A 15,856-nucleotide genomic window follows, 5' to 3' on the forward strand; every position below is an offset into this window, starting at 1 on the left:
CCTTGCCTTCAGTCGCCGACGAACACGAACGGCGCCCAGAAGAAGGGATGGGCCCGCGAAAACTGTTGGCCGGCGCCGGCGCGCAACGCACGCTGCGCCTCTGCCAGCGCCACGGAAGCATCGGCGCCGGCGCGCAGCCGTCGGAACATCTCCACCATCAGGTCGCGCGTGGCGGCGCTCTCCACCGCCCAGTGGCTGACGACCAGTCCCCGCGCACCGGCATACATGAAGGCGCGTGTGAGCCCGGCAAAGCCCTCGCCGCCGCCGGCGCCCCCCGCCGTGTTGCAGGCCGACAGGACGATCAGGTCGGCGCCGAGGCGCACCTCCTCGACGACTTCCCGCATGGTCAGCCAGCCGTCCTCGCCGCGCAGATCGCCCGCCGTCGAAAGGGCCAGCGCCGGCTGCTGTGCGGCGGTTTCGGTTTCCTCGACGAACTCGCCGCCCAGCACGCCGTGCGTGGCGAAGAGAACGTAGCGGGCATCGGCCATCGTCGGCTGCTTCGCCGCATGTTCCTGCGCCGCCTCGCCGATCAGCAGGCGCGTGCGTGCGCCATCGAGGATGCCGGCGATGCGCCGCGCCTCCTCCGCCGTTTCCGGCAGTGGCGCCAGGCCGCCGCGCAAGGGTGCCGGCGCGCCGGCACCCTTGCCGAAGCGAGGATCGGCAAAGGCCACCAGTTGCTCCGCATGCCGCCGGGGCGACGACGGCGCCTCGCGCAGTGCGGCCAGCGCGGCAGTCGAGGGCAGGTAGCCGATGCGGTAGCGGTCGCCCAGATAGGGCAGTACGGCGTATTCGGCGAACGGCGGTCCCGCCACCCGTCCCGCGGCAAAACGGCGGCGCTCCTCCTCGCCGTAGCGCTCCACCAGCATGCCCAGTGGCAGGGTGTGCAAGGGGCCGTCGCCGACGACGATGAGGCGGGAGACTCCGCCGAGAAGCCCGGCGGCGGGCTCGAACAGGTCGCGGTAGAGCGCGTGGAGCGGTTCCGGATCGAGGGCTTGCAGGCTGGCGAGATCTCCCTGCACGGCAACCGCTTCGAGCGGCGCGCGCAGGTTGCGGATGCGCTCGGCGACTGCGGTCCGTCCCGGCGCAATCGACACGACGGCAAAGCGCTCGCGCGTCATCACGAAGAGCGCGCTGCGCTGGCGCAACAGCGCAAAGCTCAGCAGCGCCTCGCCCGGCCGCAACAGCGCCTGGATTCGCGCCGCCTCGATCCGGCGCGGCGCCACCAGCTCCATGTATTGCGGGAACTCGCGCCACAACTCGGCTTCGGCCGCGGCCAGGGCCGCTTCGATATCCGGCTGTCGCCCGTTCGCGCCGGGCGTCCGCCCCTCGGGCCACATCGCCTCATCCTCGGTGTCGGCCAGGATGGCCGACACCTCCGGGCGCCCCCCCTGACGTAGCGCCTCCAGACGGTCGAGCAGGCTATCCCGCCGCGCCCTGAGGCTGCGGAAACGCTCGCTGCGTCCATACTCGCTCACCTGCGCCTGGCGCAGCATTTCGCTGAAGATGCGGCTCTGCGTGAGGGCGGTGACGGAGAACGCTTCGCGATCATGGCCGGACGCCGGCTCGCGCTGGTGCTGGCGCATCAGCAGGTTGGTCAACTCCCGGTACATCAGCAGGAACTGGCCGATCACGCCGTGCCGCAACTCTTCCGGCAGGCCGCGCGTCTGGGCGAACAGCCTTTCCGCCGCGGCCACGCCCTCGCGGTAGGCGGCGATCGCCTCGGGCAGCCGTCCCTGCTGCGCGAGGCAGCGGCCATAGCGCTGTCCGAAGCGCGCCTGGGAAAACGGCGTGCCGTTGCTGCGGGCGTTGTCGACGGCGCGGCGGTGCCATTGCTCGGCCTCCTTCATCCTGCCCTGCGCCTCGAGCGCCAGGGCCAGTACCGACATGGCACCGGTGGTCGCCTCGACCCGCTCGCCCGCGCGCTGGATCAGCTGCTCGGTGGCAGCCTGCAGTTGCTCGACCGCTTCGGGGCGATTCTGCAGCATCAGCAAGTGGCCGATCTGGTAGCGGGTGCGCGCCGTCAGCCGGTGCGAGTCGCCGAACAACTCCTCGTTCAGACGCAGCGCCTCGCGCAGGCTGCGCTCCGCCGTCTCGAAGTTCTTTTGCTGCATCTGCAGGCGACCATGGAAGAACAGGGTGCCGGCGCGCACCTTGCGCAAGGCGGCTTCGTCGCGCCCTTCGGTCAGGGCGAGGGCTTTTTCGAGCAGTGAACCGGCTTCACGCTGCTGCCCCATGTCGCCGAAGGCGTGCGCCGCGCCCGTGAAGATGGTTACGCGCAACGGCCTTTTTTCTTCCGGGAGTTCGTCGGCCCAGGCGAGCGCCTGACGCAAAGCCGCCTCCGCTTCGCTCAGGCGGCCCAGCTTGTAGAGCGTCTGGGCGTACTGCGAAAGCCCGCGCACGCAGGGCGTCGCATTCTCGCCGCGCACACGCTGGCATATCTCGACGCCCTCCTTGCCGGCGACGGCGGCTTCCTCGTAGCGGCCCTGCAGGTGCAGACTGCTGCCGAGAAGGATGAGGCCGATCGCAACCGGCCCGCTTTCGCCCCCGGCTCGTTCGCGCGCCCGCTCCAGAAGGCGCCGCGACTGCTCCTCGGCGCGCACCACCTCGCCGGCCTTGAGCTGGTTCTGGATTTCGGCGGCGGCACGCGGGAACGCCATGCCGGATTCGCCGCCGCGCCGGCCCCGCTGGGCGTCGGCGGGCGTCGCCAAGATCGCGCCGCACAAGGCAAGGACGAGGCCGAGGTGGCGCGGCATCTGGGCTACTCGCTGCCGGCGCGTTCCTTGAGAAGGGGCTCGGTAGGGCGCTCGGCATGCAGCTTGCGCCATTCCTCGCGGGCCAGATGGAACACCTCATGGCGTTCGAGCGCAAGCGCATAGGCAACGCGATCGGAAAACTTTGCACTCGCGGCCGGTTGCAGCCGCTTGAGCTTGGCCCAGGTTTGCACGTCCAGCACGGCGAAATCGGCGCTGCGGCTGATGCGACGTCCATTGGCCAGGCGCGCCTCGACGCTCCAGGAGTAGGCTTCGCCGGCCTTGAGTCGCACGCCCGCGGGAAGTTGCCCCGTCTCGCCTTTCTGCTCGAATTCCGCCACCGGCTGGCCCGCGCTGTCGATGATCTGGATGCGATAGGTCTCCGCCCCCGGCACGGCTGTCCAGCGGAAGGGCGGTCGCTCTTCCGGCACCCGCACCGACACCGGCTCGAGCAGCTTGACGTTGACCGCCGGCCCAAGGCTGCGCATGACGATGGTTGCCTGCTGCACCGAGGCCGGTTTCACCCGCACCGGCGGAATGGCATCCACCGGCAGCTTGTGCTTCTCCGGCTTCGCCCCCTGCAGGGCGGATGGCGCCTTGTCGCCGATCTGGTAGCGGCCGGCCCCCTTCAGGCGGTATTCCTCGCCGCTGGCCAGATAAAGCACCGTCGCGGTAGCGCCCTGGGCAAGACGCAGCCTGGCGCCACCCTCCAACTCGGCCAATACGCCAAGAACGCTGCCGTCCTGCTCGGCCTCGATGCGGCCATTGGCATCCGTGATCATGGCAACGCCGGCGGCAAGGACGCCAGGTGCCATCAGGCCGCCCAGTCCTGCAATGAAAAACCGAACGACATTGAGCATTTCAATCTCCTCAATCAAAAGTCAGTCCGCAGAATACGGTGCGGGACGCCAGCCGTACACTTCCACGGCAGCGCGGCCCTTCACGGCCCTTTCGCCAAGCGGCACAAAGCCGTCGCGGCAGGGCAGCCGGTCGAGCACGGCGCGCGAGGCGAGCAGCGGATAGCCGGCTTCCTTGGTCAGCCCCTCGATGCGCGAGGCGGTGTTGACCGCATCGCCGATGGCCGTGTATTCGTGCCGGTCGGCTGCGCCAATATACCCCACCACCGCCGCGCCGTAATGCAGTCCGATGCCGATCGCCAGCGGCGCGTGGCCCTCTGCCGCCAGTTCCCGATTGAATTCCGCCAGCGCAGCCAGCATCGCTTGCCCCGCGGCAAAGGCGTCGGCGCAGGAATTGCCGCGCGGCTGCGGCGCGCCGAAGAAGGCCATGATGCCGTCGCCCATGAACTTGTCGAGCGTGCCGCCGTGGGCATGGATCGCCGCCACCATGCGGCTGAAATAGCGGTCGAGCAGGCGCGTCACCTCTTCCGGCGGCAGCGATTCGGACAAGGTGGTGAAGCCGCGGATGTCGGAAAACAGCAGGCAGATCTCGCGCCGCTCGCCGCCCAGTTGCGGCTGCAGCCGCCCGCCGAGGATTTCGCCCAGCACCGCGGGACTGACCAGGCCGGCAAAGGCCGCGCGCAGCCAGCGCTTCTCGCGCGTTGCGAACCAGGCTTCGAGGGCCGCGCGCGACGAGGCAGCCAGCGCGGCAGCCAGCGTCGGCCAGGCCAGCGGCACGTGCACGCCGCGCACCAGCAGCAGGGCTTCTAGCGCCAGCGCCGCCAGCAGCGCCAGCCCCAACAGCAACGCGCCGGTGGCGCCGGGGCGCAACCACCAGACCAGCGACGCCGCGCACACCAGCAGCAGCGCGACCGTCCCGTCCAGCGGCCTCACCACCCGCCCCTCGAGCAGGCTGCGCATCTGCTGGGCATGGATGAGCACGCCATGCGTCGTCTCGCGATCCTGGTCCCAGGCCGCCAGCTTGACCGGCAGCTTGAGCTGGTCCTCGTAGGGAAGCACGGTGCCGAGCATCACCACCTTGCCGCCGAACTGCCGCTCCAGGGCGGCGGCGTCGCCGGCCGCCTGCAGGGCCAGCACTTCGCGCAGCGGCACGTAGCCGAAGCCCGGGCCAAGGGCGAACTGCACGAGTCCGTACTCGACCGGCACGTCCAGCCGGCGGGCCAGCTGCCCGGCCAGGGTCGGCACGACGGCGCCGCCCTCTCCCAGCCGCTCGTCGAAGCGCCGGATGGTGCCGTCCTCGTCGAGCTGCACCAGGACATAGCCGACGCCTTCGCGCCCCGCCACGGTAAGGAAGGGCTGGTGCACCGGACGGGCGGCCCCGGCGGCATCGACGGTGATGCCGAGCACCAGCGGCGCCACGCTGCGCAGTCGCAGCATGCCGCGCAGCAGGGCGGCATCGAGGCCCGGCTTGAGGGCATCGTAGCTGGTCTGCGGGAACGTCACGTCGAGACCGACGGCGCGCGGCTTGGCCATCGCCATCGCCTCCAGGAAGCGGCCCAATTCGACGTGCATGGTGGCGAGCGGCAGATTCATCTCCCGCATCGTCGCGTCATCGATGCCGACCACCACCACTTCCTGCGCAACGGGCAGCGGCGCGACCTGGCGCAGCAGGCGGAATTGCAGGTCGAGCCAATTCAGCTCGAGCAGGCGCGCCGGCGGCGAGAAATGCGCGGCCAGCAGGACGAGCAGCGCCAGCGCAAAGCCGACGCGCAACTGCACTGCATGGATGCCGCCTTGGGAAGACTGAGAGACCGACATGGTCCTCCAGCCGGAAAAAACTAGATTATGCCTCGCGCGCGCAGGCTGTCGATATCCGCGTCGACATAACCGGCCTCGCGCAGGATCTCATCGCTGTGTTGGCCCGGTGCCGGCGCGCTGCGCTCGATGGTGAAGTCGTATTCGGACAGCTTGTAGGGCGGCGCCAATTGAGGCAGGCCATCGGCCTCCACCACCATGCCGCGCGCCTGCAGCTGTTCGTTGTCGAGCGCCTCGGCGATGGTGAGCACCGGCGTCACGCAACAGTCGACGCCGGAGAATTTTTCGATCCAGTGGCTTTGCGGCTGGCCGGCGAAGACGGCGGCGAGCTCCCGCTTCGCCTGCTCGCCCTTGGAGCCGAAGGCGAGATGGGAGGGCTTGAGGTCGGGCCGCCCGAGCGTGTCGCAGAGCCGCTCCCAGAACTTCTTCTCCAGCGCGCCGACCGCCATGTGGCGGCCGTCCGCGGTGGCGTATACGCCGTAGCAGGGCACCCCGCCGGAGAGCAGGTCCGCGCCGCGCGGCGGCGGCGCCAGACGCGCCAGGAGCCCCGCCAGCGGAAACACGGCATGCGCGAACACCGCGTCGGTCATGGCGACATCGACCTTCCGGCCGCGGCCCGTGGCGCGCGCATCGATCACCGCGGCGAGCAGTCCCACCAGCGGCGCCAGCGCGCCGCCGAGGAGATCGCCGATCTGGAAGTTGGGCACGGCGGGCGGCCCGCCGGCCGCGCCGATCTGGTCGAGCACGCCGGCGTAGCCGATGTAGTTGATGTCGTGGCCGGCGCGCTGGGCGTAGGGGCCGTCCTGGCCGTAACCGCTGATGGAGCAGAAGACGATGCGCGGATTGATCTCGGCAAGCGCCGCGTAGCCGATACCGAGCTTGTCCATGACGCCGGGGCGGAAGCCCTCGATGACGACGTCCGCCGACAAAGTCAGTCGCCGGAACACGGCGACACCCTCGGGTTTTTTCAGGTCGAGGCGCAGCGCGCGCTTGTTGCGGTTGACGAGCTTGAAGAAGGCGCTGGTTTCCCCTGGCCGGGCGCCCATCGTACGGGCGTAGTCGCCCTCGCCGGTGTCCTCGATCTTGACGACGTCGGCGCCGAGGTCGGCGAGGTGCTGGGTGGCGACGGGGCCGGGCAGCAGCCGGGTGAGGTCGAGCACGCGCAGGCCGGCGAGCGGCTTGGCGCGGGACTCAGTCATACTTGCGAGCGTCGTCGATGACCTTGCCGTCGTTGGGCAACTCGCCCGGGCGGCACAGCGCAACCTCGCCGCGCAGCTTGGTGATGTCGCGGATGCTGGCGGCAAGCGCCTCGGCAACTCCGTCGGGCGCGCCTGCGATTTCGCAGCGCAGGGTCATGCGGTCCTGGCCGGTCTCGTTGTCCACCACCAGGCGAGCCTTGGTCACCTGCGGATGGCGCTTGACGACTTCCGCCACCTGGCTCGGGTGCACGAACATGCCCTTCACCTTGGCGGTCTGGTCGGCGCGGCCCATCCAGCCCTTGATGCGCACGTTGCTGCGGCCGCAGGGGCTGATGCCCGGCAGCACCGCCGACAGATCGCCGGTGCCGAAGCGGATCAGCGGATAGTCCGGGTTGAAGCTGGTGATCACCACCTCGCCGACCTCGCCCGCCGCCACCGGGTCTCCGGTCCCGGGACGGACGATCTCGAGGATCAGCGACTCCTCCAGCACCAGGCCCTCGCGCGCCTCCGTCTCGTAGGCGACAAGGCCGAGGTCGGCCGTGCCGTAGGCCTGCAGCGCGTTGATGCCGCGCTCGGCGCACAGCGCCTTCTGGTTCGGGAAGAACGCTTCGCCGGAGACCACCGCTTTCTTCAGGCTGGAGACGTCCATCTTCAGCTCGTCGGCCTTCTCGAGGATGATCTTCAAGAAGGACGGCGTGCCGATGTAGCCCGTCGGCTTCAAGTCGGCGATGGCCTGCACCTGCATCTCGGTCTGGCCGACGCCGGCGGGAAACACCGCGCAGCCGATCTTGCGCAAAGCGCCTTCCGTCATGAAGCCGGCCGGCGTGAAGTGATAGGAGAAGGTGTTGTGCACCAGATCCCCGGCGCGGAAGCCGGCGGCGTGGAGTGAGCGGGCAAAGCGCCACCAGTCCTCGCCGGTGCCTTCCGGATCGTAGATCGGGCCAGGCGAACTGAAGACCCGGCCGAGCCGGCCCACCGGCGTGGCATTCAGCCCGCCGAAAGGTGGCAGGGCCTTCTGCCGTTCGATCAGTTCGTGCTTGCGGATGACCGGCAGCTGAGCCAGCGCCGCGCGGCTGCTCACCTGCTTCGCATCGACGCCCTTGTACAGCTCGGCGAAGGCCGGGGCGTGCTGCATGGCGTGTGCCACCTGATTAGGCAGGGCGGCGAAGAGGTCCCGCTCGCGCTGTTCGGGGTCGCGGGTTTCCAGCGTATCGAAATATTTCATCAGGACGATCGCGGCTGTTAGGCGAGCCAGCGCTTGCGGCGGCGGTAGTGCTTGACGTCGCGGAAGCTCTTGCGGCCGCCGGACGACAGGCCGAGGTAGAACTCCTTGACGTCCTCGTTGGCGGCAAGCTCCTTGGCATCCCCTTCCATGACGACGCGGCCGTTCTCGAGGATGTAGCCGAAGTCGGCATAGCGCAGCGCCACCATGGTGTTCTGTTCGGCCAGGAGGAAGCTCACCTTCTCGCGCTGGTTGAGGTCGCGCACGATTTCGAAGATCTCCTCGACGATCTGCGGCGCAAGTCCCATCGACGGCTCGTCGAGCAGGATCATGGTCGGTTTGGCCATCAGCGCACGGCCGATGGCGGTCATCTGCTGCTCGCCACCGGAGGTGTAGCCGGATTGGCTGTTGCGGCGCGTCTTCAGGCGCGGAAAATAATGGTAGACGCGCTCGAGGCTCTCCTTCAGCTCGGCGCGCGAAATGCTGCGCGTATAGGCGCCGGTGAGCAGGTTCTCCTCGACCGTGAGGTGGCCGAAGCAGTGGCGGCCTTCCATCACCTGCACCATGCCCTTTTTCACCAGTTCGTTCGGCGTCAGCTGATCCACGCGCTCGCCGCGGAAGGCGATCGAGCCTTTGGTCACCTCGCCGCGCTCGCCCTTGAGCAGGGTGGAAATCGCCTTCAGCGTGGTGCTCTTGCCGGCGCCGTTGGCACCCAGCAGGGCCACGATCTTGCCTTCCGGCACGTCCAGCGAGACGCCCTTGAGCACCAGGATGACGTGATCGTAGATCACTTCCACGTTGTTGACGGACAGGTAGGCCGGGGCCGTCTGGGTTGCGGTGTGCGCGGTCATGTCGAGACTGAGTCTTGCTGGGTTGGCGTCAGGGAACAGGTCTGCCCGCTCCCTCACGCCAACCCTCTCCGCGAGGGAGAGGGTTGGCTGTTGCTATCAGCCCTCCTTCGAGCAGTCGCGCGGCGTGATCTTCTTCTCCGCCGCGTACTTGGCAGCCGATTCTTCCTGCATCTTGCGGATCATGGCCTTGTCGCCGACCACCCAGTTCGGCGTAACGGCCTTCCAGGCCTTGCCGTCCCAGCGTTGCACCTTGACGGCGCCCGAGCCCTCGTGGTCGAGGCAGGTGGTCTTCACCGGCGGCATCATGCCGAGCGCGCCGAGCGCCTTCAGGCGAGCCTCATCCACGTTGAGGTTCTCGAAGCCCCAGCGCACTTGTTCCGAGGTCATCACCTTGCCCTTGCCGTACTTCTCCTGGGCCTTGCGGATGGCCTCGACCCACAGGATCGCCGCGGTCACGCCGCGCATGTGGTAGGTGGAGCCGATGCGGCTCTTGTCCTCGAGGTTGCCCTTGCCTGCGGCATAGACCTTCTTCTTGATTTCGTCGAGCAGCGGATAGTTGCCCGGCGTGTTGAAGGTCATGGTGGTGTAGCCATTGGCGGCGGAACCAGCGGGGATCACGTCCTCCTCGGAGCCGGCCCACCACACGCCGAGGATCTTCCCGCTCGGATAGCCGTTGCGCTGGGCGGTCTTCAGCGCCGTGGCGTTCATCACGCCCCAGCCCCAAAGGATCACGTAGTCCGGCTTGGCCTGGCGGATCTGCAGCCACTGCGACTGCTGTTCGTTGCCCGGATGCGGCACGGCAAGCTTGATGAGCTCGAAGCCGTACTGCTTGGCGTAGGCCTCGAACACCGCGAACGGCTCCTTGCCGTAGGCCGAGTCGTGATACAGGTGCACGATCTTCTTGCCCTTCAGCTTGTCGAGCCCGCCTTCCTTGTCGCCCAAGTATTTCATCATGCCGGCGGCCTGGTTCCAGTAGCTGGTGATCAGCGGGAAGACGAAGGGGAAGACGCGGCCGTCGGCGGCATCGGAGCGGCCGTAGCCGAGGGTCGTCATCGGGATCTTGTCCTGCGCGACTCGGTCGAGCAGGCCATAGGCGATGCCGGTGGACAACGGCTCGACCATGGTGGCGCCGCCACGGGCCTTCTTCAGGCGCTCATAGCACTCGACACCGCGCGTGGCGTTGTATTCGGTCTCGCACTCCTCCCAGGCCATCTTGACGCCGTTGATGCCCCCTTGGGCATTGATCAGGCTCAGGTAGTCGATGACGCCGCCGAAGAAGCCGGATCCCCCTGCCGCATACGGACCGACGCGGTAGGACAGAGCCGGGAAGAACTGCTCCTGGGCGGAAGCAGACAGCGCCGCTGTCGCGAAGGCCGCCGCCACCAATGCTTTTTTCATGAACTTCATTGTCTACCTCCAGTGTGTGTGAAACGAACCAACTTCCGAACTTATTGTAGTAACAACGATTTATTAGAACATGGATCACTCAGTGCGGGAAGGGCCACAGCCTGAGCTTCTCCTTGCCGATCTGCCACAGTCGCGCGAGGCCGTGCGGCTCGACAATCAGGAAGAAGATGATCAGCGCGCCGAACACCATCAGCTCGATGCTCGACGAAATGCCGGACGGCAGGTTGATGCCGACCGACGTTTCCAGGAAATGGATGAACACGTTCAAGCCGATCGGCAGAAGCACGATGAAGGCCGAACCGAAGAAGGAGCCGAGGATGCTGCCGACCCCGCCGATGATGACCATGAACAGGATGCGGAACGACAGATCGAGGTTGAAGCCCTCCGGCTCCACGGTGCCGAGGTAGGCATAGGCGAACAGCGCGCCGGCCACGCCGCAGTAAAAGGAACTCACCGCAAAGGCCATCAGCTTGGTGCGCATCGGCCGGAAGCCGATCACTTCGGCCGCCATGTCCATGTCGCGGATGGCCATCCAGGAACGCCCGACGTTGGTGCGCACCATGTTCTTTGCCAGCAGCGCCATCACGCACACCACGGAGAGGACGAACAGGTACTTGCTGAAGGCGGTGTCGAAGGTGTAGCCGAACATCTGGATCTTCTGCGCGGTGATCACGCCGGAGGAGCTGTAGTTGGTGAACCAGCCCACCTTGGTCAGGCACCAGACGATGAAGAACTGCGTCGCCAGCGTCGCCGCCGCCAGGTAGAAGCCGCGGATGCGCAGGCTGGGCAGGCCGAAGACGATGCCGACCGCCGCTGCACACAGGCCGCCGAGGATGAAAGCCACCAGGATCGGCATGCCGTCGATGCGCAGCATGAAATTGTAGGAGGCGAAGGCGCCCACCGCCATGAAGGCCGCCGTGCCGAGCGACAGCTGGCCGGCATAACCGGTGAGGATGTTCAGCCCGAGCGCCGCCAGCGAAAAAATGAGGAAAGGCGTCAGGATGGCAGTAAAAGAGTAGTCGGAGAGGATGCCCATCACCGAGAGCAGCGGGACGCCGGCAAAGGCGGCGGCGAGGATGATCGCGATGCCGATCTTGTCCTGCCGGATCGGGAAGATCTGGCTGTCTTCGGCGTAGGTGGCCTTGAACTGGCCGGCTTCTCTGTAGAGCATAGTGTCCGTCTTCTCGCGTCAGATGCGGCGAATGATCTTTTCGCCGAAGAGTCCTTCGGGCCGCACCAGCAGGAACAGCAGCGCCAGCACATAAGGGAACCAGCCCTCGATGCCACCGCCGACGAGCGGGCCGATATACACCTCGGCCAGCTTCTCGGAGGCGCCGATGATCAGGCCGCCGACGATGGCGCCGGGCACGCTGGTGAAGCCGCCGAGGATCAGCACCGGCAGCGCCTTCAGGGCAACGAAGGTCAGGGCGAACTGCACGCCGTTGCGCGCGCCCCAGAGCAGGCCGGCCACCAGCGCCACGAAGCCGGCGACCGCCCAGACGATGCCCCAGATGTGCTGCAGCGGGATGCCGATCGACAGCGCGGCCTGGTGGTCGTCGGCCACCGCACGCAAGGCCCGGCCGATCTTGGTCTTCGAGAAGAAGATCGCCAGCAGGGTGACCAGCACCGCGGCGATGCCGGAGGCGATGAGGTCGAACTGGGAGACGGCCATGTTCGCGTTTTCCAGCAGCCATTCCAGCGGCACGTCTTCGATGCCGAGGTCCAGGCTGCGCACATTGGCGCCCCAGATCGCCTGGGCCAGACCCTCGACAAAGAAGGTCAGACCGATGGTGGCCATGAACAGGGTGATCTCGTGCTGGGCCACCAGCGGGCGCAGCACGATCTTCTCCGTCAGCAGGCCGAGCACGACCATCGCCACCATGGTGAGCGGCACCGCCAGCCACAACGACATGCCCGAGTCGACCAGGCCGACGGTGGTCAGCGCGGCAAAGAACACCATGGCGCCCTGGGCGAAGTTGAACACGCCGGAGGCCTTGTAGATCAGCACGTAGCCGAGCGCCACCAGCGCATACATCACGCCGGAGAGCAGGCCGCCGATGAGAACTTCGAGGAAGAATTGCATCTTCGTTCGCCTTGCTTAGTGAGCGACGCCGAGGTAGGCGTCGATGACGTCCTGGTTGGAACGCACTTCTTCGGGCGTGCCGTCGGCGATCTTTCTGCCGTAATCGAGCACCACGACGCGGTCGGAAATGTCCATCACCACGCCCATGTCGTGCTCGATGAGCACGATGGTGGTGCCGAGCTGGTCGTTGACGTCGAGGATGAAGCGGCACATGTCCTGCTTCTCCTCGACGTTCATGCCGGCCATCGGCTCGTCGAGCAGCAGGATCGACGGCTCCGCGGCCAGCGCCCGCCCCAGCTCGACGCGCTTCTGCAGGCCGTAGGGCAGGCGCCCGACCGGCGTCTTGCGGATGTGCTGGATCTCGAGGAAGTCGATGATCTCCTCGACCTTCCTGCGGTGGGCGATCTCCTCGCGCTGCGCCGGGCCCCAGTAGAGGGCGTCGAGCAGGAAGTTGGACTTCATCTTGAGGTTGCGGCCGGTCATGATGTTGTCGAGCACCGTCATGCCCTTGAACAGCGCGATGTTCTGGAAGGTGCGCGCGATGCCGGCCTTGGCGGCAGCGTAGGTGTTCATGTCGCGGTGGTGCTTGCCGCGAAAGACGATGTCGCCTTCCTGCGGCCGGTAAACCCCATTGATGACGTTGAGCATCGAGCTCTTGCCGGCGCCGTTGGGGCCGATGATGGCGCGAACTTCATGCTCGCGCACATCGAAGGAAATGTCCGTCAGCGCCTTGACCCCGCCGAAACGCAGCGAAATGTTCTTCAGGTCGAGGATCACCTCGCCGATCTGCCTGCCTTCGCTCATGATTTCCCTAAGTGTCCTTATGCCGCCTTCTTCGCCGCCTGCGACGGGAAGGTCTTCGCTTCCATGATGCGCAGGTCGGCGCTGACCTTGCCCTTGCGCCCGTCCTCGAACTTGACCTCGGTTTCGATGAACTGCGTGGCCTTGCCGGAATACAGGGCGTCGATCAGCACGCCGTACTTCTCCGCGATGAAGCCGCGCCGCACCTTGCGCGTGCGGGTCAGCTCGTCGTCGTCCGGGTCGAGCTCCTTATGCAGGATCAGGAAGCGGTGCACCTGCGAGTCGGAGAGCATGGCGTCGTGCGCCAGTTCGGCGTTGGCCTGCTCGACGCACTCCCGGATCAGTTCGTACACCTCGGGCTTCTGCGCCAGGTCGGTATAGCCCGAATAGGCGATGTTGCGGCGCTCCGCCCAGTTGCCGACCGCGCCCATGTCGATGTTGATGAAGGCGCACACCTCGTCCTTGCGGTCGCCGAAAGCCACCGCTTCCTTGATGTGGGAGAAGAACTTCAGCTTGTTCTCGATGTAGTTGGGCGCGAACATGGCGCCGCTGGCGAGCTTGCCGACATCCTTGGCGCGGTCGATGATCTTCAGGTGGCCGTCCTCGTCGAAGAAGCCGGCGTCGCCCGTGTGGAAATAGCCCTGGGCGTCGATCGATTCGGCGGTGGCGTCCGGACGCTTGTAGTATTCCTTGAGCATCACCGCACCGCGCACCAGCACTTCGCCCGAGTCGTCGATCTTCACCTCGACGCCGGGAGCCGGCGGGCCGACGGTGTCGAACTTGATCTGGCCGTCCGGCTGCAGGCAGACCGCGGCACAGGTCTCGGTCGCGCCGTAGAGCTGCTTGAGGTTCACGCCGATCGAGCGGTAGAAGCGGAACAGGTCGGGTCCGATGGCGGCGCCGGCCGTGTAGGCGACGCGGATGCGGCTCATGCCGAGCACGTTGCGCAGCGGCCCGTACACCAGCAGGTTGCCGAGCGCATAGAGCAGTCGGTCCGTACCGCTCACCGGCTTGCCGTCGAGGATCTCGGCGCCGCAGCGACGCGCCACGCCCATGAAATAGTGGAACATGTTGCGCTTGAGGGCGCCGGCATCCTCCATGCGGATCATCACCTGGGTCAGCAGGTTCTCGAACACGCGCGGCGGCGCGAAGTAGTAGCTCGGGCCGATCTCGCGCATGTCGGTCATCACCGTGTCGCCGGACTCCGGGCAGTTGATGGTGAAGCCGGCATACGCAGCCTGGGCGAAGGAGAACAGGTGGTCGCCCACCCAGGCCATCGGCAGATAGGAAAGGATGTTGTCGTCGGGCCCGAGCTTGTCGAACTCGCAGCCGCTCTGCGCCGCCGCAATGAAGGCGCCATGAGTCTGGCAGACGCCTTTCGGCTTGCCGGTGGTGCCCGAGGTGTACAGCATCACGGCGACGTCCTCGGACTTGCCCAGCTCGATCTCGCCGTCGAGGAACTCGGGGTGGTTGCTGTTGTGAATGCGCCCCATCTCCTGCACCTCGTCGAGGCCGTGCAGGAAAGCCTGATTGTAATGGCGCAGGCCGCGCGGGTCATCGTAAAGGATGTGCTGCAGGTCGGGGCACTGCGACATGTTTTCGAGGAGTTTGTCGACCTGCTCCTGGTCCTCGACGATGGCGAACTTGATGCCGGCATCCTGCAGCACGAAGACCATTTCGGCCGCCACGGCGTCCTGGTACAGGGGGACGGGCACGCCGCCGAGACATTGCGCGGCATACATTGCCCAGTACAGGCGGGGACGGTTGTCGCCGATGATGGCCAGGTTGTCGCCGCGCTTGAAGCCCAGCTCGGCGAGGCCGCAGGCCATGGCGCGCACTTCCTCGGCCACCTGCGACCAGGTCCAGGTCTGCCAGATGCCCATGTCCTTCTCGCGCGTCGCCGGATGGTTCGGCCGCACCTGGGCGTGATGTTTCAGAAGGCGAGGAAACGTGCTGAGCGACGACAGTCGAACGTTGTCCGACATGGACTCCTCCTGTTGCTTGCGCTGGCGCCTTGGACGGCAATCCGCCCGGCGCTGTTCTGTTCAATGCAGCGGCCGATGATTCTCCATCGGACGCACCGCCGAGTCAAACCGGGCGGCTGTTCGGGACCAGTACCCGATAAACGAGCTAGGTTACTGAAGCACCCTCTCCCGCGCTGTCATCCGACAGACAATCCTGTAAACTGCGTTTCATGCTTACCTTGGGCGAAATGCTGCAGGCCAGCCTCTGGTCGCGTTCCCTCAGTCCCGAACAGTTGCGGCGGATCGAAAGCGAGATCGTCACCCGCCAGATCCCGGCGGGCGGCTTCGTCTGCCGCAAGGGGGAGCCGGTCGAACACTGGGTCGGGGTGATCGACGGCCTGGTGAAGATGACCAACCTGTCGGCCGACGGCAAGCCTACCACCTTCACCGGCCTGCCTGCCGGCGGCTGGTTCGGCGAAGGCTCGCTGTTCAAGGATGAACCGCGCCGCTACGACGTTGTTGCGCTGCGCAATAGCCACGTCGCCTACATGCCGAAGTCCACTTTCAATCGGCTGCTCGACACCAGCATCGAATTCAACCGTTTCCTGCTGGTACAGCTGAACGAACGACTGGGCCAGTTCATCGCCATGGTGGAATACGATCGCCTGCTCGAGCCGGACGCCCGCGTGGCACGCAGCCTGGCGGCCATGTTCAACCCCCACCTCTACCCTGGCATCGGTCCGCAACTGCAGATCTCGCAGGAGGAAATCGGCTACCTGGCCGGCCTCTCGCGCCAGCGCGCCAACCAGGCGTTGAAGGCCCTGGAGAAGGCCGGCCTGTTGCGCGTCGAGTATGGCGGCATCACCGTGCTCGACCTCGACGGCCTGCGGAACTTCGGCGCCTGACG

12 protein-coding genes are annotated in these 15,856 nt (G+C 66.7%); 1 reads left to right on the forward strand and 11 read right to left on the reverse strand.

The genetic code is table 11. The features are described 5' to 3' along the window. Positions 1-8: 8 nt before the first annotated feature. The 11 genes from ROZ00_12065 to ROZ00_12115 form a co-directional block, all read right to left on the reverse strand. A complete protein-coding gene (locus ROZ00_12065) occupies positions 9-2,753 on the reverse strand; it encodes a CHAT domain-containing tetratricopeptide repeat protein (protein ID MDT3736952.1) in 2,745 nt (914 codons plus the stop codon). Between the two features lie 5 nt (positions 2,754-2,758). After that, entirely contained in the window at positions 2,759-3,610 is an 852-nt protein-coding gene (locus ROZ00_12070) for a hypothetical protein (GenBank protein MDT3736953.1), read from the reverse strand. A gap of 21 nt (positions 3,611-3,631) precedes the next feature. After that, a complete protein-coding gene (locus ROZ00_12075) occupies positions 3,632-5,425 on the reverse strand; it encodes an adenylate/guanylate cyclase domain-containing protein (GenBank protein ID MDT3736954.1) in 1,794 nt (597 codons plus the stop codon). 20 nt (positions 5,426-5,445) lie between these two features. Then, a complete protein-coding gene (locus ROZ00_12080; GenBank protein ID MDT3736955.1) occupies positions 5,446-6,621 on the reverse strand; it encodes a CaiB/BaiF CoA-transferase family protein in 1,176 nt (391 codons plus the stop codon). After that, positions 6,614-7,846, reverse strand: a complete 1,233-nt coding sequence (locus tag ROZ00_12085) for an AMP-binding protein (GenBank protein ID MDT3736956.1) — start codon at positions 7,844-7,846, stop codon at positions 6,614-6,616. The genes ROZ00_12080 and ROZ00_12085 overlap by 8 nt, the downstream gene beginning before the upstream one ends. Positions 7,847-7,863: 17 nt before the next feature. Further along, positions 7,864-8,694 (reverse strand): ABC transporter ATP-binding protein, encoded by an 831-nt coding sequence (locus ROZ00_12090; GenBank protein ID MDT3736957.1) that lies wholly within the window; start codon positions 8,692-8,694, stop codon positions 7,864-7,866. 96 nt (positions 8,695-8,790) lie between these two features. Further along, entirely contained in the window at positions 8,791-10,101 is a 1,311-nt protein-coding gene (locus ROZ00_12095; protein MDT3736958.1) for an ABC transporter substrate-binding protein, read from the reverse strand. Positions 10,102-10,180: 79 nt separating this feature from the next. Continuing rightward, the gene (locus tag ROZ00_12100) at positions 10,181-11,272 is read right to left on the reverse strand and encodes a branched-chain amino acid ABC transporter permease (protein MDT3736959.1); all 1,092 of its coding nucleotides are present in this window, start codon (positions 11,270-11,272) and stop codon (positions 10,181-10,183) included. A gap of 18 nt (positions 11,273-11,290) precedes the next feature. Further along, a complete protein-coding gene (locus tag ROZ00_12105) occupies positions 11,291-12,184 on the reverse strand; it encodes a branched-chain amino acid ABC transporter permease (protein MDT3736960.1) in 894 nt (297 codons plus the stop codon). A 15-nt stretch (positions 12,185-12,199) separates the two neighbouring features. Next, on the reverse strand, positions 12,200-12,988 hold the full coding sequence (locus tag ROZ00_12110) for an ABC transporter ATP-binding protein (GenBank protein MDT3736961.1): 789 nt from the start codon (positions 12,986-12,988) through the stop codon (positions 12,200-12,202). A gap of 17 nt (positions 12,989-13,005) precedes the next feature. Then, positions 13,006-14,970: an AMP-binding protein gene (locus ROZ00_12115; GenBank protein ID MDT3736962.1), complete on the reverse strand. Its 1,965-nt coding sequence runs from the start codon at positions 14,968-14,970 to the stop codon at positions 13,006-13,008. A gap of 209 nt (positions 14,971-15,179) precedes the next feature. Between ROZ00_12115 and ROZ00_12120 the strand changes: the two genes are divergently transcribed. Beyond that, entirely contained in the window at positions 15,180-15,854 is a 675-nt protein-coding gene (locus ROZ00_12120) for a Crp/Fnr family transcriptional regulator (GenBank protein ID MDT3736963.1), read from the forward strand. Positions 15,855-15,856 lie beyond the last annotated feature (2 nt).

The sequence above is a fragment of the Denitratisoma sp. genome (assembly GCA_032027165.1).
Taxonomy (GTDB): domain Bacteria; phylum Pseudomonadota; class Gammaproteobacteria; order Burkholderiales; family Rhodocyclaceae; genus Desulfobacillus.

Coding starts and splice junctions, on each gene's coding strand:
- ROZ00_12100 (MDT3736959.1), bottom strand. CDS start 11,272: ATGCTCTACAGAGAAGCCGGCCAGTTCAAGGCCACCTACGCCGAAGAC.
- ROZ00_12075 (MDT3736954.1), bottom strand. CDS start 5,425: ATGTCGGTCTCTCAGTCTTCCCAAGGCGGCATCCATGCAGTGCAGTTG.
- ROZ00_12085 (MDT3736956.1), bottom strand. CDS start 7,846: ATGAAATATTTCGATACGCTGGAAACCCGCGACCCCGAACAGCGCGAG.
- ROZ00_12120 (MDT3736963.1), top strand. CDS start 15,180: ATGCTTACCTTGGGCGAAATGCTGCAGGCCAGCCTCTGGTCGCGTTCC.
- ROZ00_12070 (MDT3736953.1), bottom strand. CDS start 3,610: ATGCTCAATGTCGTTCGGTTTTTCATTGCAGGACTGGGCGGCCTGATG.
- ROZ00_12115 (MDT3736962.1), bottom strand. CDS start 14,970: ATGTCGGACAACGTTCGACTGTCGTCGCTCAGCACGTTTCCTCGCCTT.
- ROZ00_12105 (MDT3736960.1), bottom strand. CDS start 12,184: ATGCAATTCTTCCTCGAAGTTCTCATCGGCGGCCTGCTCTCCGGCGTG.
- ROZ00_12110 (MDT3736961.1), bottom strand. CDS start 12,988: ATGAGCGAAGGCAGGCAGATCGGCGAGGTGATCCTCGACCTGAAGAAC.
- ROZ00_12095 (MDT3736958.1), bottom strand. CDS start 10,101: ATGAAGTTCATGAAAAAAGCATTGGTGGCGGCGGCCTTCGCGACAGCG.
- ROZ00_12065 (MDT3736952.1), bottom strand. CDS start 2,753: ATGCCGCGCCACCTCGGCCTCGTCCTTGCCTTGTGCGGCGCGATCTTG.
- ROZ00_12080 (MDT3736955.1), bottom strand. CDS start 6,621: ATGACTGAGTCCCGCGCCAAGCCGCTCGCCGGCCTGCGCGTGCTCGAC.
- ROZ00_12090 (MDT3736957.1), bottom strand. CDS start 8,694: ATGACCGCGCACACCGCAACCCAGACGGCCCCGGCCTACCTGTCCGTC.